The following is a 25,540-nucleotide window of genomic DNA, read 5'->3' as shown; positions in this document are numbered from 1 at the left end:
CCGCCGGATGTCGGGCGGGTTCTGTCGCTTTCGCGGATGAGAGGACGGCGTGGCGGGGACGACGAAGGCCCGTCGCGTCAGCGACGGGCCTTCGTTCGACTGCCTGGAGGCGCTACTCGCCGTCCGACGTCTGCTGCGGTGCCGAGGCGGTCGCCTCGCCCCCCGTGCCGGCTCCGCGCCGGCGGCGACGGCGACGGCGCTTGGGTGCCGAGTCGTCGGCGTCCGTGCTCTCGGCACCGGCGCTCTCGACCCGGGGTGCGGATTCCGCAACCGGCGCTGCGGGCTGCTCGGAGCCTCCGGTGCGGGTCCGACGACGCGGTGCGTCACCTGCGTCACGCGGCTGCCGCGGGGGACGCGAACTCGCGCGCTCGGGGGTGCCGGCCGACGCGGCGTGCGACGACGACCCGGGCAGGCGGCCCTTGGTGCCCTGGGGGATGTCGAGCTCCTCGAACAGGTGCGGCGAGGACGAGTAGGTCTCGACGGGCTCGGGGATGCCGAAGTCGAGCGCCTTGTCGATCAGCGTCCACTTGTGCATGTCGTCCCAGTCGACGAACGTGACCGCGATGCCGGTCTTGCCCGCACGACCGGTGCGGCCGGCGCGGTGCAGGTAGGTGTCCGGGTCGTCCGGGATCGTGTGGTTGATGACGTGCGTGACGTCGTCCACGTCGATGCCGCGGGCGGCGACGTCGGTCGCGATCAGCACGTCGCGCTTGCCGGCCTTGAACGCCGCCATCGCACGCTCGCGCTGCTCTTGGTTCAGGTCACCGTGCACCGCCGCGGCGTTGAACCCGCGGTCCTTGAGCTCCTCGACCAGCTTGGCCGCGGCGCGCTTGGTGCGGGTGAAGACCACGGTCTTGCCGCGACCCTCGGCCTGCAGGATGCGGGCGATGACCTCGTCCTTGTCGAGCGAGTGCGCGCGGTAGACCAGGTGCTTGATGTTGGCCTGCATGAGGCCTTCGTCCGGGTCCGTCGCACGGATGTGGACCGGACGCGTCATGAAGCGCCGGGCGAGTGCGACGATCGGCGCGGGCATCGTGGCCGAGAACAGCATCGTGTGCCGCACGTCGGGCACGGCCTGGAAGATCCGCTCGATGTCCGACAGGAACCCGAGGTCGAGCATGCGGTCGGCTTCGTCGAGCACGACTTCCTGCACGTGCGACAGGTCGAGCAGGCGCTGGCGCTGCAGGTCGATCAGGCGTCCGGGGGTGCCGACGACGATCTGCGCACCCGCCTTGAGCTGCTCGATCTGGCCCTCGTACGCCTTGCCGCCGTAGATCGAGACGATCGTGGTCGGGCGGTTCGAGGTCGCGACCTCGAGGTCCTCGGTCACCTGGACCGCGAGTTCACGGGTCGGGACGACCACGAGGGCCTTCACGCCGTGGGCGGGGTCGGCGCCGAGCCGCTGGATGAGGGGCAGGCCGAACCCGAAGGTCTTGCCGGTACCGGTCTTCGCCTGGCCGATGATGTCCTGGCCGGTGAGTGCGAGCGGGATCGTCTGTTCCTGGATCGGGAAGGGCTCGATGATGCCCTTGCCGGCGAGCGCATCGACGATGTCCTGCTCGATGTTGAGGTCTGAGAAAGTCAAGAAGGTCACCCTGTCCTATCGGGGAGTCCCGGTCAGTCTACCGGGGTGCGGGGCCGTGCCCGTCGCGGCCCTATGCTGGGGGCGTGGTGTCGTGGTGGAACCGGAAGCGCGCGGCGCAGCTCGCAGCCCAGTGGCTCGCGTCGCGGAACCCGAAGAACGCCGCCCAGACGGAGCGTCTGCAGCTCGACGACGTCAGTCCCGAACTCGACGTGTACCTCGGGCAGGCCGCGTACCTGCAGCTGTCCCTGTACGAGACGATGGGGCGTGCCGGAGCCTCGGCGCCGACGCTGTCCGGACGGCTCGTCACGGGCGTGCTCGCGACGACCGCACTCGAACGGCACCGGTCCATCGTGGCCGAGATCGAGCGCACGGGCGACGACCCGGCCGACCTGATGGCGCCGCACCGCGAGGCGATCGACCGCTTCGTCGAGCGCACGAGTGGTGCCGACTGGTACGAGTCGATGCTGACCGGCTACGTCACTGCCGGCATCCTGAACGACCTGTTCGCCAACCTGCTGCGGTCGCTGCCGGCCGACGTGCAGCAACGACTGAAGACCGTGTTCGACCCGCGTGAAGAAGCCGCGGTGGTCGAGGAACTCAGCGCCCGGATCGAAGAAGAGCCGCTGGTGTCGTCGCGCCTGGCGATGTGGGGTCGGCGGCTGGTCGGCGACACGCTGCTGGTCGCGCGGTCCGCGCTGGCGTCGCACGCCCGTCAGGACCAGTCGCGGCTGGAACCCGTGTGGACCGAGTTGATCGCGGCGCACACCCGGCGCATGGACGCCCTCGGGCTGACCGCCTGAGCGACCGTCCCCGATCGATCGATCGATCAACCGCTCGGATCGACCGCTCGACCGGGAGGCCGTGGTTGCCCGGTCAGGCCGGGCGACCGCCGCGGGACCTGACGGTCTCGAACCAGTCCTCGTCCTGCGCCGTGCGGCGTCGGCCGAGCAACCACTCGACCGCGAGCGGGACGGCGAAGGCACCGACCAGGGCGACGACCCAGATCCAGGTGCCGTCGTACCGCCAGCCCGCCCAGGTCAGTGCTTCCCACAGCACGGCTGCGGTCACGCCGCCCACCGCTGGCGCGAGCAGCTGCCCGCGGGTCGACCGCCACGGCAGCACCACGTGGGCGACCGCCCCGCAGATGATGCCGCCGAGGACGGCGAACAGGAGTTCCACGGCGGTGTTACGCGACGAAGCCGATGCGACGCGCTTCTTCGGCGCCGAACTCGACGTACGCCAGGGCGGCGGCCGCGACGACGTACTTGCGGCCCTTCTCGTCCTGCAGGGACAGGTGGGTCTGCGAGGTGAGTGCCTCGGAGACGGCCTGCTCGATCTCGTCGGCGGTCTGCTTCGTCTCGAAGGCGAGCTCGCGCGGGCTGTTGATGATGCCGATCTTGATGTCCACGTGCTCACCATATCCGAGCGGGTCCGCGGGGTCGTGTGGCGTTCGCCGCGGGCGCACGGAGGGGCGCTGAGCGATGTCGGCCGCGCTCGGTACGGTGACCACGTGCCACAGACCACGCTGACGCCCGCTCCCGCGCCGACGGGCGTGACGCGAGCCCTGCGGGCCGACCCGGCGCAACAGTCCGTGCTCGACCTGCCGGACGGGGTGCACGCGGCGGTGATCGGCGCACCGGGGACCGGCAAGACGTCGACGCTCGCGCGGCTCGTCGCTGCCCGGCTCCGTCGTGCCGATGCGCTCAGCCCCGACGGACACGCGTCCGTCCTGGCGCTGACGTCGGCGCGCGCCGCTGCCACGGCGCTGCGCGACCAGCTCTCCGTGTCCGCACCGCGCGTGACCCCGGGCGCGCTCGCCCGCACGGTGAACTCGCTGGCGTTCCAGATCGTCGCCCACGCGGCCGCCGAACAGGGGCAGCCCGCACCGACGCTGCTGACCGGCGGCGAGCAGGACCGCATCCTCGCCGACCTGCTCGCGGGCCACGAGACCGACGGCGCCGGCCCCGCGTGGCCCGACCCCATCACGGCGGTCGTCCGTGAGCGCGCCGGGTTCCGCACCGCGCTGCGCGACGTCATGATGCGCAGCGTCGCCGCCGGGGTCGAACCCGACGACATGCGTGAACTCGCCGACGACCACGGCCGACCCGAGTGGCGGGCGGTCGGCGACCTGGTGGACGAGTACCGCGCCGCGCTCACGGCCTTCCGCACGACCAGCCTCGACGCCGCCGAGCTCGTCGCCTTCGCCACGGCTGCAGTGCTGCGCGGTCAGGTCCCCCCGTCGGTCGCGGCACTCCGGCTCGTGGTCGTCGACGACACGCAAGAGCTGGTCGAGGGCGAGATCGCCCTGCTCGGTGCCCTGGCCCGGTCGGGCGCGCAGGTCGTGGCGTTCGGCGACCCGGACATCGCGGCGTCGGCGTTCCGCGGCGCCGAACCCGACGTGCTCGGGCGGCTCGGCGTCCGGCTCGGGGTGGACCGTGTGCAGGAGATCGTCCTCGGTACCGTGCACCGGCACCCGGCGGCGATCCGCGCACTCGTGTCCGCGGTGATCGCACGTGTCGGCGCCGCGGCTGCCGGTCGGCAGCGCACCGCGGTCGCCGTCGACACCGACGGCCGCCCGGACGCGGTGCTGCACCTCGAAGCGGGCAGCCGATCGGCACTCGTCGTCGCCGTGGCCCGTCGGCTGCGTGAACACCACCTGCTCGACGGGGTCCCGTGGCACCGGATGGTGGTCGTCACCCGCAGCGGCGCGGCCATCCCCGAGCTGGTCCGTGCGCTCTCGGTGGCCGAGGTCCCCGCCACCGCCGGAGCCGCCCCGACCCGGCCCCGCGACGACTCCGCCGCACGGGCACTCATCGACGCCGCGGCCGTGGCGCTGGCCGTGGTGCCGCTCGACGCCGCGCTCGCGACCGCGTTCGCCACCGGGCCGCTCGGCGGGCTCGACACCCTGGCGATGCGCCGACTGCGGCTCGCCCTGCGGCGCGAGGAACTGGCCGGCGACGGCACCCGGACGGCCGACGAACTGCTGGTCGACGCGCTCGGCGCCCCGGAACGGCTGGCCACGGTCGACGCCGCCTTCGCCCGGCGTGCGACCCGGCTGGCACGCAGCCTGGTGCAGGCACGCACGGATGCCGAGTCCGGCGCCAGCATCGAGGAGATCCTCTGGGGGCTGTGGGAACGCAGCGGGCTGGCGGGAGTCTGGGGCGGACAGTCCGCGGCCGGTGGGGTCGGCGCGGGCGAGGCCGACCGGCACCTCGACGCCGTGGTCGGGCTGTTCACCGCGGCCAAGCGCTTCGTCGAGCGCACGCCCGACGCTCCGGCACGGGTGTTCGTCGACGACCTGCTCGGCGCCGACCTGCCCGAGGACAGCATCGGCCCGGACCGCACTGCCGGGCGTGTCCGGGTGCTCACACCCTCGGCGACGATCGGTCTCGAGACCGACGTGGTGGTCGTGCTCGGGCTGCAGGACGGCGTGTGGCCGAACACCCGCGTGCGCGGCAGCCTGCTGGACCCGGACGGTCTGGTCCGCGCGGCACAGGGCATCGACCACGTCCCGGTCGACGACCGCGCCGCCGTGGTCGCCGACGAACTCCGGCTGTTCGCCCGGGCCGTCTCGCGCGCCACGACGCAGGTGGTCATCGGCACGATCGCCAACGACGACGAATCGCCGTCGCCCTTCGTCCGGTTGGTGCCGGTGCCTCCCGACCGGCAGCCCTCGGCGCACCCCCTGTCGCTGCGCGGACTCGCCGGGTCGCTCCGTCGGCGGGTGGTGACCACCGGTGACCACGAGGCCGCATCCGCGCTGGCACGGCTGGCCCAGGCCGAGGTGCCCGGGGCCTCGCCGGACGACTGGTACGGCACGGTCGAACCCACCACGGACGACCCGCTGGTCGACCTCGACGGCGCGCCGGTCGACGACCCTGTCACCGGTGAACCGACCCCGCCGACCGTGGCCGTGTCACCGTCGCGCATCGGCACCTTCGAGGAGTGCCCCGTGCACTGGTTCGTGCAGACCTTCGGCGGTGGTGCGCCGAGCCCCGCGATGGGCATCGGCACGATCGTGCACGAGGCGATGGAGCACGCGACCGCGATCGACGTCGAGTCCCTGTGGGCCAGTGTCGAAGCGCGGTGGGGCGAACTCACCTTCGAGTCACCGTGGATCGCCGACCGCGAACGCGCCCGCACCCGCCGGATGATCGAGGGGCTGAGCGACTACCTGCGGACCTTCGCCAGCGCCGGTCGCCAGCTGCTCGGCGCCGAGACCTCGTTCGCGCTCGTCACCGGACCGGCGCGCATCCGCGGCAGCATCGACCGGATCGAGGTCGACCCCGAGGGCCGGGTCAGTGTCGTCGACCTGAAGACGGGGCGCTGGATGCCGAGTGAGAAGAACGACATGCCCGAGCACCCGCAGCTCGGCGCGTACCAGCTCGCGGTCGAGGACGGCGCGGTCGAGGGTGTCCCCGCCGGCGCACCCATGACCGACGCCCGGCTCGTCTTCGTCCAGAACCCGCGGAGCGGGCAGGCCTACTCCGAGCGCACGCAGCACGCGTTCGACGCCCGGGCGCGTGAGGCCTACCGCGAGCGCCTGCACACCGTCGCCCGCGGCATGGCCGGACGGACCTTCGTGGCGAACGTCGACGACCACTGCGAGAAGGCGCGTACGGGTGTGGAGTGCCGCATCCACGTCGTGGGAGAGGTGACCTGGTGACCGACGAGCTCCTGACCCAGACGGACGTCGTCGCCGGCGCACCACCCCGGTACGGTGCCGACGCGATCGCCGACGCCCTCGGCCGGCCCCGTCCCACCGAGCAGCAGCGCGCCGTGATCGAGTCACCGCTCGCTCCGGCCCTGGTCGTCGCCGGTGCGGGCAGCGGCAAGACCGAGACGATGGCGTCGCGCGTGGTCTGGTTGCTCGCCAACGGAGCCGTCCGCCCCGACCAGGTGCTCGGACTGACCTTCACCCGCAAGGCCGCCGGTGAGCTCTCGATCCGCATCAACGACCGGATCGGCGCACTCGAGGACGCCGGCCTGATCACCCCCGGCGACGCCTTCGAAGCGCCGACCGTGTCGACCTACAACGCCTTCGCCAACAGTGTCTTCCGCGAGAACGCCCTGCTCGTCGGGCGCGACGGGGAGTCCCAGGTGCTGACCGAGCCGTCCGCCTGGCAGCTCGCCCGACGGGTCGTGGTGGCCGCGCGCGACGACCGGCTGGCCGGACTCGACCGCAACGTCGACACCATCACCGCCGCGGTCGTCGCGCTCGCCGGGGCCGCGTCCGAGCACCTGGTCGAACCGGCCCGGCTGCGGCGGTTCGCGATCGAGTTCTCCGGCCTGCTCGAACTGCCCGGCAACCGCGGCAGGCCCTACGCCGCGATCACCCAGGCGGTGGCAGCGATCGGGGCGCTCGAACCCCTCACCGACCTGGTCGAGGAGTTCCGTCGGCAGAAGGTCGACCGCGGCTTCGTCGAGTTCTCGGACCAGATCGCCCTGGCACTCGCCGCGGCCGATGCGGCACCGCGTGTGGTCGACGAGCTGCGGGCACGGTTCCGCGTGGTGCTGCTCGACGAGTACCAGGACACCTCGGTCGTGCAGACCCGGTTCCTCGCCCGGCTGTTCCGCGCACACCCCGTCATGGCGGTGGGGGACCCGCACCAGTCGATCTACGGGTTCCGGGGTGCCAGCGCCGCGAACCTCGCCCGCTTCCCCCGCGACTTCGGCGGCGGAACACGGGCCGACCCCGACCGCGCACCGCGCACGTTCGCGCTGTCGACGAGCTGGCGCAACCCGGTCGACGTGCTCGCCGGCGCCAACGCGGTCGTCGCGCCGCTCTCCGCAGCCAGCGAGGTCGACGTCGAGCGGCTCACCCCACGACCGGGCGCCGCCGCGGGTGTCGTGGACGCCGTGTTCACCGAGACCCTGCCCGACGAAGCCGCCGCCGTCGCCGCGTGGTTCGCCGACCACCGCCGGCGCAACCCGAGTGGCTCGATGGCGCTGCTGCTGCGTGCCCGCAAGGACCTGGCGGCGTTCACCGGGGCGTTCACACACCTCGGGGTCCCGTTCCACGTGCTCGGCACTGGCGGGCTGCTGCAGCGCCCGGAGATCGTCGACCTGGTGGCGTGCCTGCGCGTGCTGCACGACCCGGCCGCGGGCAACGACCTGATCCGGCTGCTCGCCGGCGCGCGGTGGCGGGTCGGCGCGGCGGACATCGCCGCACTGCACGGCCTGGCGTCGTGGTTGTTCAAGCGGGACCACACGCAGCAGCGCCTGGACGACGAAGTCACCGCGGCGTTCCGGGCATCGGTCGCGGTCGGCGAGCACGGGTCCGTCGTCGATGCGCTCGACTTCGTCGCCGTCGCGCCGGACGACCACGGCGCGCTCGAGGGCATCACGCCCGCGGGCCGCGACCGGATGCGACGCCTCGGGCAGCAGCTGGCCGCACTCCGCGCCCGCGCAGCCGGTGACCTGGTCGACTTCGTGACGCTCGTGGTGCAGGAGATGCACCTGGACATCGAGGTCGCCGCGCACGAGCAGGGCAGCGCCGCGTACCTCGACGCCTTCGTCGACGAGCTCGCGGGCTTCGTGTCCACCGACGACCGGGCCGACCTGGGCGCCTTCCTCGGGTGGATCGACGCAGCAGCCCGCCGCGACGACATGGGTCCGCGTTCCGAGGAACCCGAGGCCGGCACGGTGCAGGTGCTGACGATCCACGGGTCGAAGGGGCTCGAGTGGGACGCGGTCGCCGTCCCCCGGATGGTCGAGGGCGCGCTGCCCGCCCGGCCGCAGGAAGGCTCGACGGGATGGCTCGGGTTCGGTCGCCTGCCGTACGAGTTCCGCGGCGACGCCGACGAGCTGCCACGGCTCGACTGGCGTGGTCACGACTCCCAGAAGGACGTCACGCTCGCGATCGAGGCGTACAAGGACGAGGTCAAGGCCCGCAACGAGGACGAGGAACGCCGCCTGACCTACGTCGCACTGACACGGTCGCGGCACGAGCTGCTGGTGAGTGGGTCGTTCTGGGCCGGCGGCGTGAAGCCGATGCAGCCGAGTCGCTACCTGGCAGACCTGGTCGACGCCGGCGTGGTCGACGGCGCGCGGGTGCCCGAGACGACCGAGCACGAGACCAACCCGCTCGGCGACGCCGGCGCGACCCAGAGCTGGCCGCACGTGCCGTACGGCGAGCGGGCCCCGCGTGTGCTGGCCGCCGCCGAGCGCGTCCGCAACGCCAACCCGGGTGCTGCCGGACGGTTCGCGGCCGACATCGACCTGTTGCTGGCCGAACGCCGGGCCGCCCGTTCGGCGAAGCACCGGGTCGTCGTGCCGCACCGCGTGCCCGCGTCCGGGTTCAAGGACTACCTGACCGAACCGGACAAGGTCGCCGAACGGCTCCGTCGCCCCATGCCGGAGCGGCCCTACCGCGCGACCCGGCTCGGCACGCTGTTCCACCAGTGGGTCGAGCAACGCGGCCGGTCCGGGGGATCGCTCGAGACGCTCGACGCGTGGGACGGCGAACTCGACCTCGACGTCGACGACGGTCCGGCAGCCACGCCGGACGCCGCGGTGAGCGACGACGACGCCCGCCGGCTCAGCGAGTTCCAGGCGACGTTCGCCCGGTCACGCTGGGCCGAGCTCACGCCGGTCGAGGTCGAGCGTGAGATCCACATCCCGTTCCTCGGGCACAGCGTCGTGTGCAAGCTCGACGCCGTCTACGCGATCGACGGCCGGCTCGAGGTCGTCGACTGGAAGACCGGCAAGGCACCCACCGGAGCCCGGGACCTGGAACGCCGCCAGTTGCAGCTCGCGCTCTACCGGGTGGCCTACGCCGAGTTCACCGGACGCCCGGTGCAGGACGTCGACGCGGTGTTCTACTTCGTGGCCGACGACCTCGAGGTGCGGCCCACGAGTCTGCTCGACCGTGCCGGTCTCGAACAGGCCTGGACGGCGGCCGTCGGCTGACCCACCGGGTGGCACGGAGGTGGCGGACCGGCACCGGGCCTCCAGTCGGGACGACCGGACGACCGGACGACCGGACGACCGGAACGCCGGACGACCGGACCGGCGTCAGCCGTGCTTGCGCTCGGTCGTCGACAGCAGCTGCTCGACCTCGCCGATCTCCATCGTGTCGGGCGAGACCGACTGCAGCGGCGCCGCCGACGGCGCGTGCACCGCGTCGACCAGCCGGTGCATCATCGCGACGGCGTCGTCGACGACCTCGGTGCTCTTGCCCTGCACGCCGTGCAGCAGCCACTGCGCCGTCTCGAGCTCGTGGTACACCCGAGCGCGCTGGGCGAGCTGCCGGTCACGGCCGCCGCCGTTCGCCTCGTAGGCGCTGAGGACGGTGGGGAAGGCCTCGCGCGGCCCGGCGAGCACCCAGGCCAGGTCCTTGGCCGGGTCGCCCAGACGGAGCTCGCCCCAGCCCAGGACGCCGGTGACGTCGTCGCCCTGCACGAGCAGCGCCTCGGTGCCGACGGAACCGTGCACCACGGTCGGCGTGAACTGCCAGAGCTGTTGGTCGCGTGCGGCACCCTCCCAGCGCTCCTGCAATGCGGCGGGCACGAGCTTGGTCGCGACCGCGCGGTCCATGACGGACACGGCGGAACGCAGCACCTCGAACGGCGTGAGCGAGGGCAGACCGGCGTCGGTGACGAAGCTGGTGGGCAGCTGGTGGACCGCGGCCAGTGCGCGGCCCACGCTGGTGGCGAGCTCCGGACGCTCGCCGAGCGTCCGCAGGGTCGGGTGCGTCCCCGGCACGTAGCTGGTGACGATGGCACGGGTCGAGCCGATGGGCGCCTGACCGCGGTACTCGGCGACGGCGAACGGGAGGCGCGACCGGATCCCGGCGCTCAGCGCACGGATCGCGACCAGGTCGGCCGACTGCCGTGCTTCCGCCCGCTGGTTGCGCGGACGCCGGATGGCCGAGTGGACGCCGTCGGCGTGTCGGACCACGGCGGACTCGTAGTCGCCCGCGGCGATCGAACCGAGGGTGCGCGTGCCCGTGACGACGAGTCCGGGCACGGCCGTCGTCGCCAACGCCGCTAGAGTGAACTGGGATCCCGCCATGTCCTCAGGGTAGGTCCGCCGAGGACCCAGACCGTGCGCGCCACACCGTGCGCACCAGGCCGTGGCCACATCCAGCCGTGGCCACTCCCACCGGCCCGGTCCCGACACGACACCGACCCGAGGAGTCCCACGTGACCGTGGAGTTCGCCGCTCGCCTCCCGCTCGCCCGCAACGAACTCGACCGCGACGCCGAGTTCCGCACCACCCCCGACGTCGGGCGTGTCCTGCGCGACGATGCCGCCACCCGGTTCCTGCCGGTGCACGGCGCCGCGATGCTGCGGAACGCCGACGGCACCCTGCGGTTCGTGGCCGCGGACGACGTGCCCGAGTCCGCGCCGCTGGTGTACCTCGGTCGCTCGCTGGCCGACGCTGCCGATGCGCCCGCCGGCACCCGCTTCGCCGCCGCCCTGGTCGACGCCGACACCGCACGTCGGATCGAGCCGGACGACGCCGCGTGGGAGAACCTGCGCATGTTCGGCACCGAGCTCTCCGCACGCGACCAGGGCCTGGCGGTCGAGGCCGTCGCGATGGCGAACTGGCACGCGGTGCACGGGTTCTCGCCGCGCACGGGGTCGGACACCGAGGTCGTGACGGGCGGTTGGGTCCGCCGCGACGACCAGGGCCACGAGCTGTTCCCGCGCACCGACGCCGCCGTGATCGTCGGCGTGGTGGACCGCGACGACCGGATCCTGCTCGGCTCGAACGCCGCGTGGGACCAGGACCGCTACTCGCTGCTCGCCGGGTTCGTCGAGCCGGGGGAGTCACTCGAGGACGCCGTCCGCCGCGAGGTGTTCGAGGAGTCCGGCGTGCACGTCGAAGAGCCCGAGTACCTCGGCTCGCAGCCGTGGCCGTTCCCCGCATCGCTGATGGTCGGGTTCCGCGCCCGTGCACTGGACGGCGACCCGTCGACGGTGCGCCCGGACGGTGTCGAGATCCTCGACGTGCAGTGGTTCTCACGCGACGACATCCGCGACCGCGCCGGTGACACGCTGCAGCTGCCGGGCCGGACGTCGATCGCGCGGGCGATCATCGAGGAGTGGTACGGCGGCCCGCTGGACCTGCCGTGACCCCGGTGACCCCGGTGCCCCCGTCGACCCCGGCGCCCCCCGGTCGGCCACCGGCCCAGCCGCCGTCGCCCGAGGCGCTGCTCGCCGCCCTCGACGCCGAGCAGCGGACCGTCGCGACGACCCTGCTCGGTCCGGTCGCCGTGCTGGCCGGTGCCGGCACCGGCAAGACCCGGGCGATCACGCACCGCATCGCGTACGGGGTCGCGACGGGCACCTACTCGCCCGGACACGTCCTGGCGTTGACGTTCACCACGCGAGCGGCTGGTGAGCTCCGCAGCCGTCTCCGCGCGCTCGGAGCCGGTGCGGTGCAGGCCCGGACGTTCCACGCCGCGGCGATGAGTCAGCTCAGCTACTTCTGGCCGGACACCGTCGGCGGGCACGCGCCCCGGATCGTGGAGTCCAAGGCGCGGATCATCGCGCACGCGGCGGACACCGTCGGCATGCGGGTCGACAAGCCCGTGCTGCGCGACCTGGCTGCCGAGGTCGAGTGGCGGAAGGTGCAGCGACTCACCCTCGACGAGTACGAGGCCGCTGCTGCCGACCGGGTGATGCCACGGGACACCTCACCGGCACGGGTCATCGACCTGATGCGCGCCTACGAGCGGCTGAAGGACGACCGCCGGCAGATCGACTTCGAGGACGTGCTGCTCGCGACGCTCGGCATGGTCGAGTCCGAGCCGCGCGTGGCGAGCTACGTCCGGCAGCAGTACCGGTTCTTCGTCGTCGACGAGTACCAGGACGTCTCACCCGTCCAGCACGACCTGTTGCGGGCCTGGCTCGGCGACCGGCAGGACCTGTGCGTCGTCGGGGACGCCAGCCAGACCATCTACTCGTTCGCCGGGGCGTCCAGCCGGTACCTGCTCGGCTTCGGGTCGGAGTTCCCCCGCGGGTCCGTGCTGCGTCTTGAACGGAACTACCGGTCGACACCCCAGGTCGTGCACGCCGCCAACGCCCTGATGCGCGGACAGCCGGGTGCGCTCGACCTGGCGGCGCAGTCCACCGAGCCCGGGCCGGAACCCGTCGTGGTGCCGTGCGCGCACGACGGCGACGAGGCGCAGACCATCGCCCGGCACATCACCGAGCTGGTCGGCGCGGGCGCGGCGTACGGCGACTGTGCCGTGCTGTTCCGGGTCGGGGCGCAGTCCGCGGCGCTCGAGGCCGCGCTCGGTCGGAACGGGATCCCGTACCGGGTGCAGGGCGGGACCCGGTTCTTCGACCGGCCCGAGGTCAAGCTCGCGGTGCACCACATGCGGGGCGAGGCGATCCGGCAGACCGACGACGAACTCACCCGCCGCGTCGGGCTCGTGCTGCAGGTCAGTGGTTGGACCCCGACTGCGCCCGAGGGCACCGGAGCGGTGCGCGAGCAGTGGGAGGCCCTGCAGGCGATCATGGGCCTGGCCGAGGACGCACCCGCCGGCACGACGATGCAGGAGTTCACGCAGGACCTGGTCGACCGCGCCGCGACCCACCACGAGCCCGACCTGGATGCCGTGACGCTGGCGACGCTGCACTCGTCGAAGGGCCTGGAGTGGCCGAACGTGGTGATCACCGGGGCGTCCGAGGGACTGCTGCCGATCTCGCACGCCACCACCGATGACGAGGTCGACGAGGAACGACGGCTGTTCTACGTCGGACTGACCCGTGCACGGCGCACCGTGACGATCACGTGGTCACGACAGGGGTCCATGCGCGGTGGTGCCCGGGGCCCGAGCCGGTTCCTGGCAGCGCTCGACACGCGCAGCGCGGGTGCGGTGCCGTCGGGCGACGCGTGACGGACAGGTCGTCCCGCTCGAAGACGAGCTGGTCGACCCCCGCGGGTGTCGTCGTCCGGGGGAGTCGTTCGACGACGAGCCGGGTGACGGCCGCCGCGACGGCGGCCGTGCGGTAGGGCGAGAGCGGTGCGGCGGGTCGCCCCCAGACCTGCGCGGCGATGGCCGGCCACGCGGGGTCGTCGTCGACGTGGGCGTACTCGAGACACTGCAGGCAGGGCCCGGCACCGGGGACCAGGAACGGCCCGACCCGGACCCGCCCGTCGCTCACGACGACGGGCAGGTGCGGGACCCCGCGGCGGCTCCAGGTCGCGCGCACCGCGGGATCGACGACGTGGTCGGCGACGAGCACGGCAGCGCGGGGTTCCGGATCGGGCAGCCGGACGGGACCACCGCGTGGCGAGGTGGTGCGGACCACGGTGACGCCTTCGCCGGTCAGGTACGCGTCGACGGCGTCGGCCACCGATCCGGACCCGTGGACCTCGATCCGGGTGAGCGGTTCGGGGAGCATGTCGAGCACCGCGGGCGACGCGGCGCCGAGCACGCGCGCCGCGACCTCGGGACGACACCCGACGCTCGTGGCGACACCGGCCATGGCGTCGCGGCCCGTCTCGGTCCGCAGCGCCAGCAGGAAGCGTTCCTCGGCCGTGGTCGGGACCGTGACCACGGCCCGCGGCGGATCGACGCCGAGCTGCACCGTGGACGGGTCGCGCCAGACGAGCTCGAGTGTCGGATCGATGCGGATGCCCATGGCTCCACCGTGCCGGAGGCGACCGGCGGCCGGGGGAGCCTCGGGGCGATCTGTGGAGAACTCGCGGGACCGCCGCCCTGGGGACGGACCGCCGCGGGCCTCCGGGACGATCAGCGCGGAGCGCTGTCCGAGCCGGCCTCGGGCTCGTCGCCCTCGATGCCACCGGACTCGTCCTCGTGCGGGCGCGTCCCCGTGGCGTCGTTGAGCAGGTCCTCGAGCGCCTTGTCGAACTCGTCGTCGGCCGGGGTCTGCCCCGGGTTCCGCAGCCGGGCGACCAGGGCCTCGGGCGCGTCGATGTCGTCGCTGCCGGGGACCAGGTCGAACGCGGCCCACAGCCCGTCGCGCTGCTCGGCACCGAGCTCGTCGGTCACGCGCTGCCACATCGCCGCGGCCTCGCGCAGTCGGCGCGGGCGGAGTTCGAGACCGACCAGCGTGGCGAAGGCGGACTCGGCCGGGCCGCCGGCCGCACGGCGGCGACGCACGGTCTCGGCGATCGCACCGGAGCGGGGCAGGCGGGCGGTCGCCGCTGCCGTGACGGTGTCGACCCAGCCCTCGACCAGCGCGAGCATCGTCTCGAGCCGGGCGAGTGCAGCGTCCTGCTCGGGAGTGCGGGGCGGGATCAGTGCGCCGGACGCCAGTGCGTCACGCAGCTGCTCCTGGTCGGTCGGGTCGATGTCGGCGGCCAGTTCCTCGATCCGGTCGAACGGGATGTGGATGCCGCGGGCGTACTCGGTGATCGAGGAGATGATGTGCAACCGGAGCCAGCGCGCCGACCGGAACAGCCGGGCGTGGGCGAGCTCGCGCACCGCCAGGTAGATGCGGACCTCGTCGTCGGGGACGTCGAGGCCCTCGGCGAACTCCGCCACGTTCTGCGGCAGCAGTGCGGCGACCTGTTCGTCGAGCAGCGGGACGCCCACGTCGCCGCCGGACACCACTTCCTTCGCGAGCTGCCCGACGACCTGGCCGAGCTGGATCGCGAACAGCGCACCGCCGACGCCGCGCATCGCCTTGGAGACGTCGCCGAGCATGGCCTTGAGCTCTTCGGGTGCGCGCTGGTCGATCGCCTCGGTCAGGGCGTCCGCGATGCTGGCGGCCACCGGCTCGGCGATCTGCGTCCACACCGGGGCGGTCGCCTTCGCCCACTGTTCGCGCGTGTACAGGCTGGGGGTCGCGGTGAGCTCGGCGACGGTGGTGACCTCGTCGAGCCACAGCGCGGCCACCTGGAACGCCTGGTCACTGGCCTGGCTGGTGGCCGGGTCGACCCCGTGCGAGCCGTCCTTGGCGATGTCGACGGCGCGCTCGGCGGTCACCGAGAAGTCGATGCCGTCGCCACCGTTCTGCGCGGCCTGCTGGAGCTGGCTCATCAGGTTCGCGACGAAGGCCGGGTCGTTGGGCAGTCCGGCGGCACCGGCCAGCTGCGAGGGGTCGATCTGCCCCTCGCCGGCGAGGAGCTTGCGGAGCATCTCCTGGAAGTCGTCGTCCGGCCCCGGCTGCGGTTCATCAGGCATGCCGACTACGCTAATCCCCGCTCGTGGGGCCGCACCTGGGACGGCCCCGTGGGAACGCCCATCCGGCTGCGCCGAGGGCGAACAACCGGGCCGCGCGGCCCGGTCCCGTTCCTCGGAAGGACCCCGTTGACCCGCTTCGCCCCCGAGCCCCGTCGTCGCTCCCGCTCCCGCACCGTCGGGTGGGTCCTGGTCGTCGGTGCCGTCGTGCTCGCGATCGTGGCGAGCGTCCTGCCGAGCCCCTACGTCATCGAGCTGCCCGGACCGGTCTTCAACACGATCGGCACGCAGCAGCAGGGCACGGGCAAGGACGCGAAGCAGGTCGAGCTGATCCAGATCGACGGCCGCAAGACCTACCCGACCTCGGGCGCGCTCGACATGCTGACCGTCAGCGTCGAGGGCACCGCCACGCAGCGGCCGGCCTGGACGAGCGTCATCCGGGCGCTGTTCACCAAGTCGCAGGCGGTGGTCCCCGCGTCGGCGATCTACCCGCCCGGCACGACCACCGAGCAGGTGAACCAGCAGGACGCGGCGGACATGACGAACTCGCAGCAGTCGGCCGTCGCCGCCGCGATGATCCAGCAGGGCATCCGCGTCCCGACGAAGCTCGAGGTCGGCACCGTCGGCCAGGGGACCGCCGCACAGGGCACGATCCGCAAGGGCGACGTCATCACCGCGTTCGACGGCACCTCGCTCACCACCGATGCCGACGCCACCACGTTGCGTGACCTGGTCGCGAAGCACGGCACGACCTCGCCCGCCACGGTGACGATCACCCGCGACGGCACCTCGCGCGACGTGCAGGTGACCCCCCGCGAACAGAGCGGCACGCCGCTGCTCGGTGTCGGGGTGGTCGAGCGGTACGACTTCCCGTTCGACGTGTCCATCAAGCTGCAGGACGTCGGCGGGCCGTCCGCGGGCATGATGTTCGCGCTCGGGATCATCGACGAGATCACGCCGGGCGAGCTCAACGGCGGCAAGCACGTCGCGGGCACCGGCACCATCACCGCGGACGGCCAGGTCGGCCCGATCGGCGGCATCCGCCAGAAGCTCTACGGGGCGAAGGCCGCCGGTGCGACCGTGTTCCTGGCACCAGCGTCCAACTGCGACGAGGTCGTCGGGCACGTCCCCGACGGGCTCGACGTCTACGCCGTGAAGACCCTGGACCAGGCGGTCACCGACCTGCAGACGGTCGCGAGCGGGAAGAGCACGGCCGGTCTGGCGACCTGCGGTTCCTGACCACCGCCTGCACGGCGGGGACCGCGTGACGCGCGTCGCGTGGCGGAGTCTGGCGCGCCTCCCGTCCGGCCTGGAGGCCCGGGGCACGTTCCTGAGTTCGGGTACAGGTTGGCTGTCGGCCGCGTCCCATAGGATCGTGGGACTGACGGCCCGGTGCGCCGGGCCGGCCGGTCCGACACGTCTGGAGCACATCACGTGACGACACCCTCGTCCACCACGTCCACCGCGGGACGGCGTTCGCCGCGCGTCCCCATCGTGGTCACGATCATCGTGCTCGCGGCACTGGTGATCGCCTTCTTCATCTTCGCCAGCCTGTACACGGACTACCAGTGGTTCGCGCAGCTCGGGTTCCAGCAGGTCCTCACGACCAGGTGGTTCGCAGGATCGGCGATGTTCCTCGCCGGCTTCCTCGGCATGGCGATCCCGGTGTACGTCAGCATCCTGCTGGCGTTCCGGTTGCGGCCGGTCTACGCCAAGCTCGGCTCGCAGCTCGATCGGTACCAGCAGGTCATCGAGCCGCTCCGCCGCGTCGTGATGATCGGCATCCCGGTCGTCCTGGGCATCTTCGCGGGACTCGCGACGGCGCCGCGCTGGAGCATGGTGCTCGAGTACTTCAACCGGACCCCGTTCGGCAAGACGGACCCGCAGTTCGGGCTCGACATCGGCTTCTACGTCTTCGAACTGCCGTTCTGGCGTTCGGTCGTGGCGTACGCGTCGGCCGTGGTGCTCATCGCCGGGCTCGCCGCCGTTGCCGCCAGTTACCTGTACGGCGCCATGCGGTTCGGCGGGCGCGAGGTCCGCATCTCCCGTGCCGCGCGCGTGCAGCTCGCCGTGACCGCCGCCGTGTACATCGCCCTGCAGGCCGTCAGCCTGTGGCTCGACCAGTACGCCGCCCTGACCAAGAGCAACTCGCTCATCACGGGTGCGCAGTACACCGAGGTGAACGCGACCATCCCGGGTCGCGAGATCATGGCGGGCATCGCGGCGATCGTCGCGATCCTGTTCATCGTGACCGCGGTGATCGGCCGCTGGCGCATCTCGATCGTCGGCACCGGGCTGCTGCTCGTGTCGGCCATCGTCATCGGCGGCATCTACCCGTGGATCGTGCAGCGCCTGCAGGTCGCACCGTCCGAGCGGTCGTTCGAGTCGGCGTACATCCAGCGCAACATCGACGCCACCCGCGACGCGTACGACGTCGCCGGGGTCAAGGAGTCGAACTACGACGCCACCACCGAGACCGCCTCCGGGGCTCTGGCGCAGGACGCCCAGACGACCACGAACATCCGCCTGATCGACCCGAAGATCGTCTCCGACACCTTCAGCCAGCTGCAGCAGTCGCGGCAGTACTACCAGTTCCCCAAGGAACTCGACGTCGACCGGTACGACATCAAGGGCCAGACCGAGGACACCGTCATCGCGGTGCGCGACATCGACCTCGACGGACTGAGCAGCGCGGCCAACACGCAGTACAACCGCACGTTCGTGTACACGCACGGCTACGGCGTCTCGGCGGCGTACGGCAACCAGCGTGCCAGCGACGGCAAGCCCGTCTTCCTCGAGTCCGGCATCCCCTCGACCGGTGCGCTCGGCGACTACCAGCAGCGCGTGTACTTCGGCGAGACCTCACCGCCGTACTCGATCGTCGGCGCGCCGAAGGGCACGAAGAACGTCGAGCTCGACTACCCGTCGGGGTCGGACAGCTCGAACGCGGCGAACGGCGGCAACGCGACCACGACCTACCAGGGCGACGGCGGGCCGAGCATCGGCAACTTCTTCAACCGGTTGGTCTACGCGGCCAAGTTCCAGTCCGAGCAGATCCTGCTGTCGAACGCGGTGAACCCGGACTCGCAGATCCTGTACGACCGCGACCCGCTCACCCGTGTGCAGAAGGTCGCGCCGTACCTGACGCTCGACAGCGACGCGTACCCGGCGATCGTCGACCACCGTCTGCAGTGGATCGTCGACGGCTACACGACCTCTGACGCGTACCCGTACTCGCAGAGCCAGAGCCTGTCGGACAGCATCAACGGCACCGAGAACTCGACGTTCCGCACCGACCAGGTGAACTACATCCGCAACTCGGTGAAGGCCACGGTCGACGCCTACACGGGCAAGGTGACGCTCTACAGCTGGGACACCAAGGACCCCATGCTGAAGACGTGGCAGAAGATCTTCCCGACGTCGATCAAGCCGGTCTCCGAGATGAGCGCCGAACTCCTGGACCACGTCCGGTACCCGACCGACCTGTTCAAGGTGCAGCGGTCGATCCTCGGCACGTACCACGTCACCAACGCGAACTCGTTCTACTCCGGTGACGACGCCTGGACCACCCCGTCCGACCCCACCGCGAGCTCGAACGACAGCGACGCGGCGTCCACCACCACGACCACGACGACGAACGCACTGGGGACCCAGACGACGGCGGCACGGGCTGACCAACAGGACCCGTACTACCTGACGATGAAGGTCCCAGGGCAGGGGACCGCGTACACGCTCTACACGACGTACATCCCGCAGCAGACGGGCTCGAACGCGCGGAACGTGCTGACGGGGTACCTCGCCGTGGACTCGGACGCCGGCGGTGCCGGCAAGGGCAAACGCTCGTCCGGGTACGGCAAGCTCACGCTGTTGACCATCCCGAAGACGGACAACATCCCGGGCCCGCTCCAGGTGCAGAACCTGTTCAACTCGGACACCACGGTGTCGCAGGAGCTGAACATCCTGAAGCGCGGCAACAGCACGGTGAAGCAGGGCAACCTGCTGACGCTGCCCGTGGGCGGTGGGTTCCTCTACGTGCAGCCCGTCTACGTCCAGTCGACGTCGAGCGGCTCGTACCCCCTGCTGCAGAAGGTCCTGGTGGCCTTCGGCGACAAGATCGCGTTCGAGGACACCCTCGACGAGGCGCTCAACCAGCTGTTCGGCGGCGACTCGGGTGCATCGGCCGGCGACTCGGGTGCCGCGGGCTCGGGGTCCTCGTCGGGTTCGGACTCGGGCTCGAGTGGCTCCGGGTCGACCGACTCCGGCTCCACCGGTTCGGGTTCGACGGGCTCGGGGTCGACTGGCTCCGGCACGCAGAGCCCGGCACTGCGTCAGGCTCTGGCCGACGCCAGTGCTGCCCTGCAGGACCGCCAGCAGGCCTACGCCGACAACGACCTGGTCGCAGCGGCCGAGGCGGACAAGCGGCTGCAAGAGGCGATCAACGCCGCGGTCGATGCCGAGGACAGCACCGGTTCGGGCAACTGACCCTCGGGCGGGGCGCTCGATTTGGCGCCCCGCTCGAACCCGTGTAGTGTTACAGACGTGCCGCGGGGTGGAGCAGTTCGGTAGCTCGCTGGGCTCATAACCCAGAGGTCGTAGGTTCAAATCCTGCCCCCGCAACCAACGCGTCACAGAAGCCCCGGTCCATTCGGACCGGGGCTTCTTCGTGTGCCCGGGTGTCTGACCGCCCCGGCACGTCGTCGCTCGGGTCTCGGGTCTCGGGTCCCGCTGCCGCTCGTCCCGTCGACTGGCGCGGATCCGCCCGCCCGCCGTGCCCGCCGTGCCCTGCGCCCCGCGCCCGCCGTTCCCTGCGCCCCGCGTCCTCGAGCGGGCGAAATGCCGTGGTTCGCGTCGACGGGGACTGTGCGGTTCCGCCCGTTCGCGCGCCACGTCCCGCATTGCTCCGCCGTGCTCCGAGTTCCCACGCGAGCGGGCGAAACACCGGCGTGCGGAAGGCGGGGGACCGTGCGGTTCCGCCCGCTCGAGGACGTGGGCGGGGGCGGCGGGGGTCCGGCCGGGGTGGTGTCGCGACGTGCCCCGACGTGAGCGGGCGGAATGTCGGCGTGTGGGCGGCGGGGGACCGTGCGGTTCTGCCCGTTCGCGGACGTGGGCGGGCGGCGGGGGTGGTGTCGCGACGTGCCCCGACGTGAGCGGGCGGAATGTCGGCGTGCGGATGGCGGGGACCGTGCGGTTCTACCCGCTCGGGGACGTGGGGCGGTGGGCAGGGGCGGGCGGTGGGCACGGGCGGGCGGCGGGTCGTCCAGCCCCCTGCCCCGAGACGAGCACGTGAGCGGGCGGAATGCCCGCGTGCGTCCATCCGGAACCGGGGCATTTCGCCCGTTCGCGCAGGGCAGGGCAGGGCGGGGCAGGGTGCGGCGGGCGGTCCCGCGTGACGGGGCCTCGGTAGGGTCGGGGCATGGCGACACTCACGATGGCGGCGGCCCAGTTCGCCCCCGTGGACGACCCGGACGCGAACCTCGACACCGTCCGCGCGGCCGCACGGGACGCAGCGGCGCGCGGTGCGCAGCTGCTCGTCACGCCCGAGTACACCTCGTACTTCACAGCGGACATCGACGACCGCTTCGTCGCGGCAGCGCAGCCGCTCGACGGGCCTTTCGTCACGGGGCTCCGCCAGGTCGCCCGCGAGCACGGTCTGGCACTCGTGGTCGGCATCGCGGAGACCACGGGCCGGACGGACCGGTTCCGGAACACCCTCGTGGCGATCGACCGGACCGGCGAGCTGCGCTGCACGTACCGGAAGGTGCACCTCTACGACGCGTTCGGCTCGCGCGAGTCCGACCGCATCGAGCCCGGCGATCCCGAACAGCTGCCCGTGTTCGACCTGGACGGCGTCCGGATCGGCCTCGAGACCTGCTACGACCTGCGCTTCCCCGAGGTCACCCGTCGTCTGGTCGAGCCCGACTCCGGCGCAGCCGACCTCGTGGTGCTCCCCGCAGAGTGGGTGCGTGGTCCGGGCAAGGAACACCACTGGCGCACGCTGCTGACCGCCCGCGCGATCGAGAACACCACCTGGGTGCTCGGGGTGGGACAGGCGCCGCCCGTCGGGATCGGTGGGTCCGTCCTGCTCGATCCGTCCGGGGTGGCGACGGCTGCGCTGGGAGGCGAACCGGGCCTCCTGGTCGGTGTGGTCGACACCGACGTGACGGACCGGGTCCGGCGCGTCAACCCGTCGCTGTCACTCCGTCGGTACGACGTGACGGTCCGGTCAGGCCGGACGACCCGCCCGACGTGACGGTCCGGTCAGGCCGGACGACCCGCCCGACGTGACGGGTCGCTGAGGCCTGCCAACCGAGCGGCGGCGTCCTCGAGCACGCTGCGACGCTTGCAGAACGCGAACCGCACGAGCGACCGGTACCCGGCGGCGCGCTCGGGGCGGACGAACGCCGACACCGGGACGCCGACGACACCGGCCAGCGCGGGCAGTTCCTGGCAGAACGCTCGAGCGTCCGCGAAGCCGAGCGGCGCGACGTCGGCGATGACGAAGTAGCCGCCGTCCGGGCGCATCACCTCGAGACCGGCGGCACCCAACCCCGCGGCGAGCAACTCGTGCTTGCCGCGCAGGTCGTCCGCGATCCCTGCGAACACGGCGTCCGGCAGCCGCAGTCCGGCGGCGACCGCGGGTTGGAACGGCGCACCGTTGACGTAGGTCAGGAACTGCTTGACCGAGGTGATCGCGTCGACGAGCGCCGGGGGAGCGGTCAGCCAGCCGATCTTCCACCCGGTGGTGCTGAACGTCTTGCCCGCGCTCGACACCGTCACGGTGCGATCGCGGGCTCCGGGCAGCGTCGCGATCGGCACGTGCGGCACCGAGAACGTCAGGTGTTCGTAGACCTCGTCGGTGAGGATGACCGCATCGTGGCGTTCGGCGAGTTCGACGACGGTGCGCAGGACCTCGGTGGGCAGGACCCGTCCGGTCGGGTTGTGCGGTGTGTTCACCAGGACGACGCGCGTGCGGTCGGAGAACGCCGCCCGCAGGGTCGCCTCGTCCGGCAGGAAGTCCGGGGCGGTCAACGGCACGGTCACGTGGTGTCCTCCTGCCAGACCGATCAGTGCTCCGTACGCGTCGTAGAACGGTTCCAAGGTGATCACCTCGTCGCCGGGCTCGACGAGCGCCAGGAGCGTCGCGGCCAGGGCCTCGGTGGCGCCGGCGGTGACCAGGACCTCGCGCTCCGGATCGACCTGCAGCCCGTACCACCGCTGCTGGTGCTCCGCGATCGCCCGACGCAGGTCGGGGGTCCCGCGGCCCGGCGGGTACTGGTTGACGCCGTCGCGGATCGCGCGAACCGCGGCCTCGAGCACCTCGGCGGGGCCGTCCTCGTCCGGGAAGCCCTGTCCGAGGTTGATCGCGCCGGTGCTCGCCGCCAGGGCGCTCATCTCGGCGAAGACGGTCGGCGCCGGGACGCCGTCGGGACCCAGCAGCATCGCTCCCGCCGCTGCGCGCACCCATGGTCCGGACTGCCGCATGTGGTTCCCTCCGACGAGTCGTCACGCTGGACGCACCCAACCTAGTGCGTGGCCGGACGCGGGCCGGGAGTGCGTCCACAGGTGACGCATAAGATCGCCATAGGGCTCTCGCAGCACCGCCAGGACCATCGCCCAGGTGCGTCCGACAGACTGCAGGAGCTTGAAAGGAGCACGTTCAGCATGACCGACACCACGCCCCACGGGCACGGCGACGACCACCGTCCGGACGACACGACCCCCGAGGCCGCCTCCGACGATGTCGCGCAGCAGGCGGGCGACGCTGGAGCGTCGACGCCGAGCGACTCCCACACCGCGTCCGGCCACCGCGCCGACGCCGACCAGACCAACGACGACCACACCGACGTGATCGAGCCCGTGTCGTCGTACCCGACCGAGCAGTTCGGGAACGACCAGCGCACGGACCAGTACACGGCGCCGTACCCGACGACCGATCAGGAGGCTCGCCCCCGCTACGGCGAGTACGCCCAGCCCGCCTCGTCCCCGGCGCCGACGTCGGCGTACGACCAGCAGTCCGGTTCCGGACAGCAGGCCGGCTCCGGCCAAGACCAGACCGGCCAGTACCCGACGAGCCAGTACGGCTCCGCTCAGGACCAGGCCGCCCAGTACCCGACGAGCCAGCACGGCTCGGCCCAGGGGCCGTACGGTCAGGACGGGAACTCCCAGTACGGCCAGGGGCAGACCAGCCAGTACGGCCAGCAGGGTCAGTACGGGCAGCAGAGCCAGTACGGGTCCGGCCAGTACGGCTCGGCCCAGGACAGCCAGTACGGGCAGCAGAGCCAGTACGGATCAGGGCAGTACGGGCAGCAGAGCCAGTACGGCCAGCAGAGCCAGTACGGCCAGGGCCAGGCCCACCAGGGCAGCCAGTACGGGCAGTCCGCTCCGGCACCCACGTCGAGCGTCTTCGGCGACACCGAGGGCTCCGACCAGCGGGCCAACGGCTACTACTTCACCGGCGCGGCCGGCGGGGCAGCCGCCGGCGCAGCAGCGAACGGCTCGACGGCCACGGCGACGGCGACCAAGCCGAAATCCACCCGCAACAAGTACGTCCTGCCGCTCGTCGGCGGACTCATCGTCGGCGCGCTCGTCGGTGGTGCGGCCGGTGGCGGCTGGGTCGCGGCGACGTCGAACGGTGGCGGTACGACGACGAGCTCCTCGGGCTCGAGCGGCGGCGGCAACCTGACGGTCAACGACTACAACTCCGCCACGGTCGTCACCGCGGTCGCGGCGCAGGCCACGCCGTCGGTCGTCACGATCAACGTCTCCGCCTCGCAAGAGGCCGGCACCGGGTCGGGTGTCGTCATGAGCAAGGACGGCTACATCGTCACGAACACGCACGTCGTCACGCTCGACGGCGACAGCTCGAGCGGCACGATCCAGGTCACGACGTCCGACGGCAAGATCTACCCGGGCAAGCTCGTCGGCACGGACCCGACGGTCGACCTGGCGGTCATCAAGATCGACGCGACCGACATGAAGCCGATGACCTTCGCCGACTCGTCGAAGCTCAACGTCGGCGACACGGCCGTGGCGATCGGTGCACCGCTCGGGCTGTCGAACACCGTCACCGACGGCATCGTCTCGACGCTCAACCGCAGCATCCAGGTCACGTCGAGCGCGCCGAACTCGGGCGGCGACTCCAACGAGGGCCAGGGTAACAACGGCAGCGGTCCGTTCGACTTCTGGGGCAACGGCGACAACGGTTCGAGCTCCGGCACCAGTGCGACGGTGTCGCTGCCGGTCATCCAGACCGACGCGTCGATCAACCCGGGCAACTCCGGCGGTGCGCTGCTGGACTCCAAGGGCAAGCTGATCGGCATCAACGTCGCGATCGCCAGCGCGGGCAGCAGCTCCGAGTCGTCGGGCTCGCAGTCCGGCAGCATCGGCGTCGGGTTCTCGATCCCCGCCAACCTGGTCAAGCGTGTCGCGAACGAGATCATCGACAACGGTTCGGCCACGCACGGCCTGCTCGGGGCGACGGTCGGCGACGCCAACGAGGACGCCAAGGCCACGCAGATGGGTGCGCTCATCAAGTCCGTCTCGTCGGGCGGCGCGGCAGCGGGTGCCGGTCTGCAGAAGGGCGACGTGGTCACCAAGATCGGTGACGCGACCGTGTCGGACGCGACCGACCTGACCGCGCAGGTCCGGTACTTCGCTGGCGGCGCGAAGACCGAGATCACCTACATCCGCAACGGGCAGTCCCGCACGGCGGACGTGACCCTCGGGACGTACGACAGCAAGAGCTGACGCGGCCACGCACCAGACAGGAGGCCCTGTACCAGCTGGTACCGGGCCTCCTGTCCGTCCCGGGGTGCGCCGACGGCGCCCAGTGCGGCGGCAGGTCCGCG

The 25,540-nt window shown here is 72.1% G+C and carries 16 protein-coding genes and 1 tRNA gene; 10 read left to right on the top strand and 7 right to left on the bottom strand.

The annotated features are described in order from the left end of the window. Window positions 1-112: 112 nt before the first annotated feature. On the bottom strand, window positions 113-1,585 hold the full coding sequence (locus ACLBWP_RS12755; RefSeq protein ID WP_243561311.1) for a DEAD/DEAH box helicase: 1,473 nt from the start codon (window positions 1,583-1,585) through the stop codon (window positions 113-115). Window positions 1,586-1,668: 83 nt separating this feature from the next. Here ACLBWP_RS12755 and ACLBWP_RS12750 point away from each other — a divergent pair, with 83 nt between their 5' ends. After that, a complete protein-coding gene (locus tag ACLBWP_RS12750; RefSeq protein ID WP_243561310.1) occupies window positions 1,669-2,385 on the top strand; it encodes a ferritin-like fold-containing protein in 717 nt (238 codons plus the stop codon). Window positions 2,386-2,458: 73 nt separating this feature from the next. Here ACLBWP_RS12750 and ACLBWP_RS12745 read toward each other — a convergent pair whose 3' ends face one another. Both ACLBWP_RS12745 and ACLBWP_RS12740 read right to left on the bottom strand, forming a co-directional pair. Next, the gene (locus ACLBWP_RS12745; RefSeq protein ID WP_243561309.1) at window positions 2,459-2,764 is read right to left on the bottom strand and encodes a hypothetical protein; all 306 of its coding nucleotides are present in this window, start codon (window positions 2,762-2,764) and stop codon (window positions 2,459-2,461) included. 7 nt (window positions 2,765-2,771) lie between these two features. Beyond that, on the bottom strand, window positions 2,772-2,993 hold the full coding sequence (locus ACLBWP_RS12740) for a DUF3107 domain-containing protein (protein WP_243561308.1): 222 nt from the start codon (window positions 2,991-2,993) through the stop codon (window positions 2,772-2,774). A gap of 102 nt (window positions 2,994-3,095) precedes the next feature. On the opposite strand from ACLBWP_RS12740, the gene ACLBWP_RS12735 reads away from it, so the two are divergent. Both ACLBWP_RS12735 and ACLBWP_RS12730 read left to right on the top strand, forming a co-directional pair. Next, window positions 3,096-6,251, top strand: a complete 3,156-nt coding sequence (locus ACLBWP_RS12735) for a PD-(D/E)XK nuclease family protein (RefSeq protein ID WP_447655447.1) — start codon at window positions 3,096-3,098, stop codon at window positions 6,249-6,251. Then, the gene (locus ACLBWP_RS12730) at window positions 6,248-9,496 is read left to right on the top strand and encodes an ATP-dependent DNA helicase (protein WP_447655446.1); all 3,249 of its coding nucleotides are present in this window, start codon (window positions 6,248-6,250) and stop codon (window positions 9,494-9,496) included. Before ACLBWP_RS12735 ends, ACLBWP_RS12730 begins: the two co-directional genes overlap by 4 nt. A 105-nt stretch (window positions 9,497-9,601) precedes the next feature. Here the strand turns inward: ACLBWP_RS12730 and ACLBWP_RS12725 are convergent, their stop codons facing one another. Next, window positions 9,602-10,600, bottom strand: coding sequence for a phosphotransferase (locus tag ACLBWP_RS12725; RefSeq protein ID WP_243561305.1), 999 nt, complete (start codon window positions 10,598-10,600; stop codon window positions 9,602-9,604). Between the two features lie 131 nt (window positions 10,601-10,731). Between ACLBWP_RS12725 and nudC the strand changes: the two genes are divergently transcribed. Both nudC and ACLBWP_RS12715 read left to right on the top strand, forming a co-directional pair. Continuing rightward, on the top strand, window positions 10,732-11,667 hold the full coding sequence (nudC, locus tag ACLBWP_RS12720) for an NAD(+) diphosphatase (protein ID WP_243561304.1): 936 nt from the start codon (window positions 10,732-10,734) through the stop codon (window positions 11,665-11,667). 14 nt (window positions 11,668-11,681) lie between these two features. Then, window positions 11,682-13,439 (top strand): ATP-dependent helicase, encoded by a 1,758-nt coding sequence (locus ACLBWP_RS12715; protein WP_447655631.1) that lies wholly within the window; start codon window positions 11,682-11,684, stop codon window positions 13,437-13,439. Here the strand turns inward: ACLBWP_RS12715 and ACLBWP_RS12710 are convergent. Beyond that, entirely contained in the window at window positions 13,330-14,187 is an 858-nt protein-coding gene (locus ACLBWP_RS12710) for a TOMM precursor leader peptide-binding protein (protein ID WP_447655445.1), read from the bottom strand. The genes ACLBWP_RS12715 and ACLBWP_RS12710 overlap by 110 nt on opposite strands. A 110-nt stretch (window positions 14,188-14,297) precedes the next feature. Next, window positions 14,298-15,695 carry a zinc-dependent metalloprotease gene (locus tag ACLBWP_RS12705; protein WP_447655444.1) on the bottom strand — a complete coding sequence of 466 codons (1,398 nt, stop codon included), beginning with the start codon at window positions 15,693-15,695 and terminating at the stop codon, window positions 14,298-14,300. Window positions 15,696-15,821: 126 nt separating this feature from the next. On the opposite strand from ACLBWP_RS12705, the gene ACLBWP_RS12700 reads away from it, so the two are divergent. From ACLBWP_RS12700 to ACLBWP_RS12685, 4 genes are all read left to right on the top strand, one after another. Then, window positions 15,822-16,931, top strand: coding sequence for a YlbL family protein (locus tag ACLBWP_RS12700; RefSeq protein WP_447655443.1), 1,110 nt, complete (start codon window positions 15,822-15,824; stop codon window positions 16,929-16,931). 195 nt (window positions 16,932-17,126) lie between these two features. Continuing rightward, a complete protein-coding gene (locus tag ACLBWP_RS12695; protein ID WP_374202496.1) occupies window positions 17,127-20,174 on the top strand; it encodes a UPF0182 family membrane protein in 3,048 nt (1,015 codons plus the stop codon). Window positions 20,175-20,235: 61 nt separating this feature from the next. After that, a tRNA-Met gene (locus tag ACLBWP_RS12690) sits at window positions 20,236-20,312 on the top strand. A 793-nt stretch (window positions 20,313-21,105) separates the two neighbouring features. Next, window positions 21,106-21,942 (top strand): carbon-nitrogen hydrolase family protein, encoded by an 837-nt coding sequence (locus ACLBWP_RS12685; protein ID WP_447655442.1) that lies wholly within the window; start codon window positions 21,106-21,108, stop codon window positions 21,940-21,942. An 8-nt stretch (window positions 21,943-21,950) separates the two neighbouring features. Here the strand turns inward: ACLBWP_RS12685 and ACLBWP_RS12680 are convergent, their stop codons facing one another. Then, window positions 21,951-23,174, bottom strand: coding sequence for an aminotransferase class I/II-fold pyridoxal phosphate-dependent enzyme (locus ACLBWP_RS12680; protein WP_447655441.1), 1,224 nt, complete (start codon window positions 23,172-23,174; stop codon window positions 21,951-21,953). A gap of 180 nt (window positions 23,175-23,354) precedes the next feature. On the opposite strand from ACLBWP_RS12680, the gene ACLBWP_RS12675 reads away from it, so the two are divergent. Next, entirely contained in the window at window positions 23,355-25,439 is a 2,085-nt protein-coding gene (locus tag ACLBWP_RS12675; protein WP_447655440.1) for a trypsin-like peptidase domain-containing protein, read from the top strand. Window positions 25,440-25,540 lie beyond the last annotated feature (101 nt).

It is taken from the genome of Microbacterium sp. M1A1_1b, assembly GCF_053345565.1.
The sequence above is the reverse complement of the archived record's forward strand: the minus strand, read 5'-3'. Positions and strand labels throughout refer to the sequence as shown.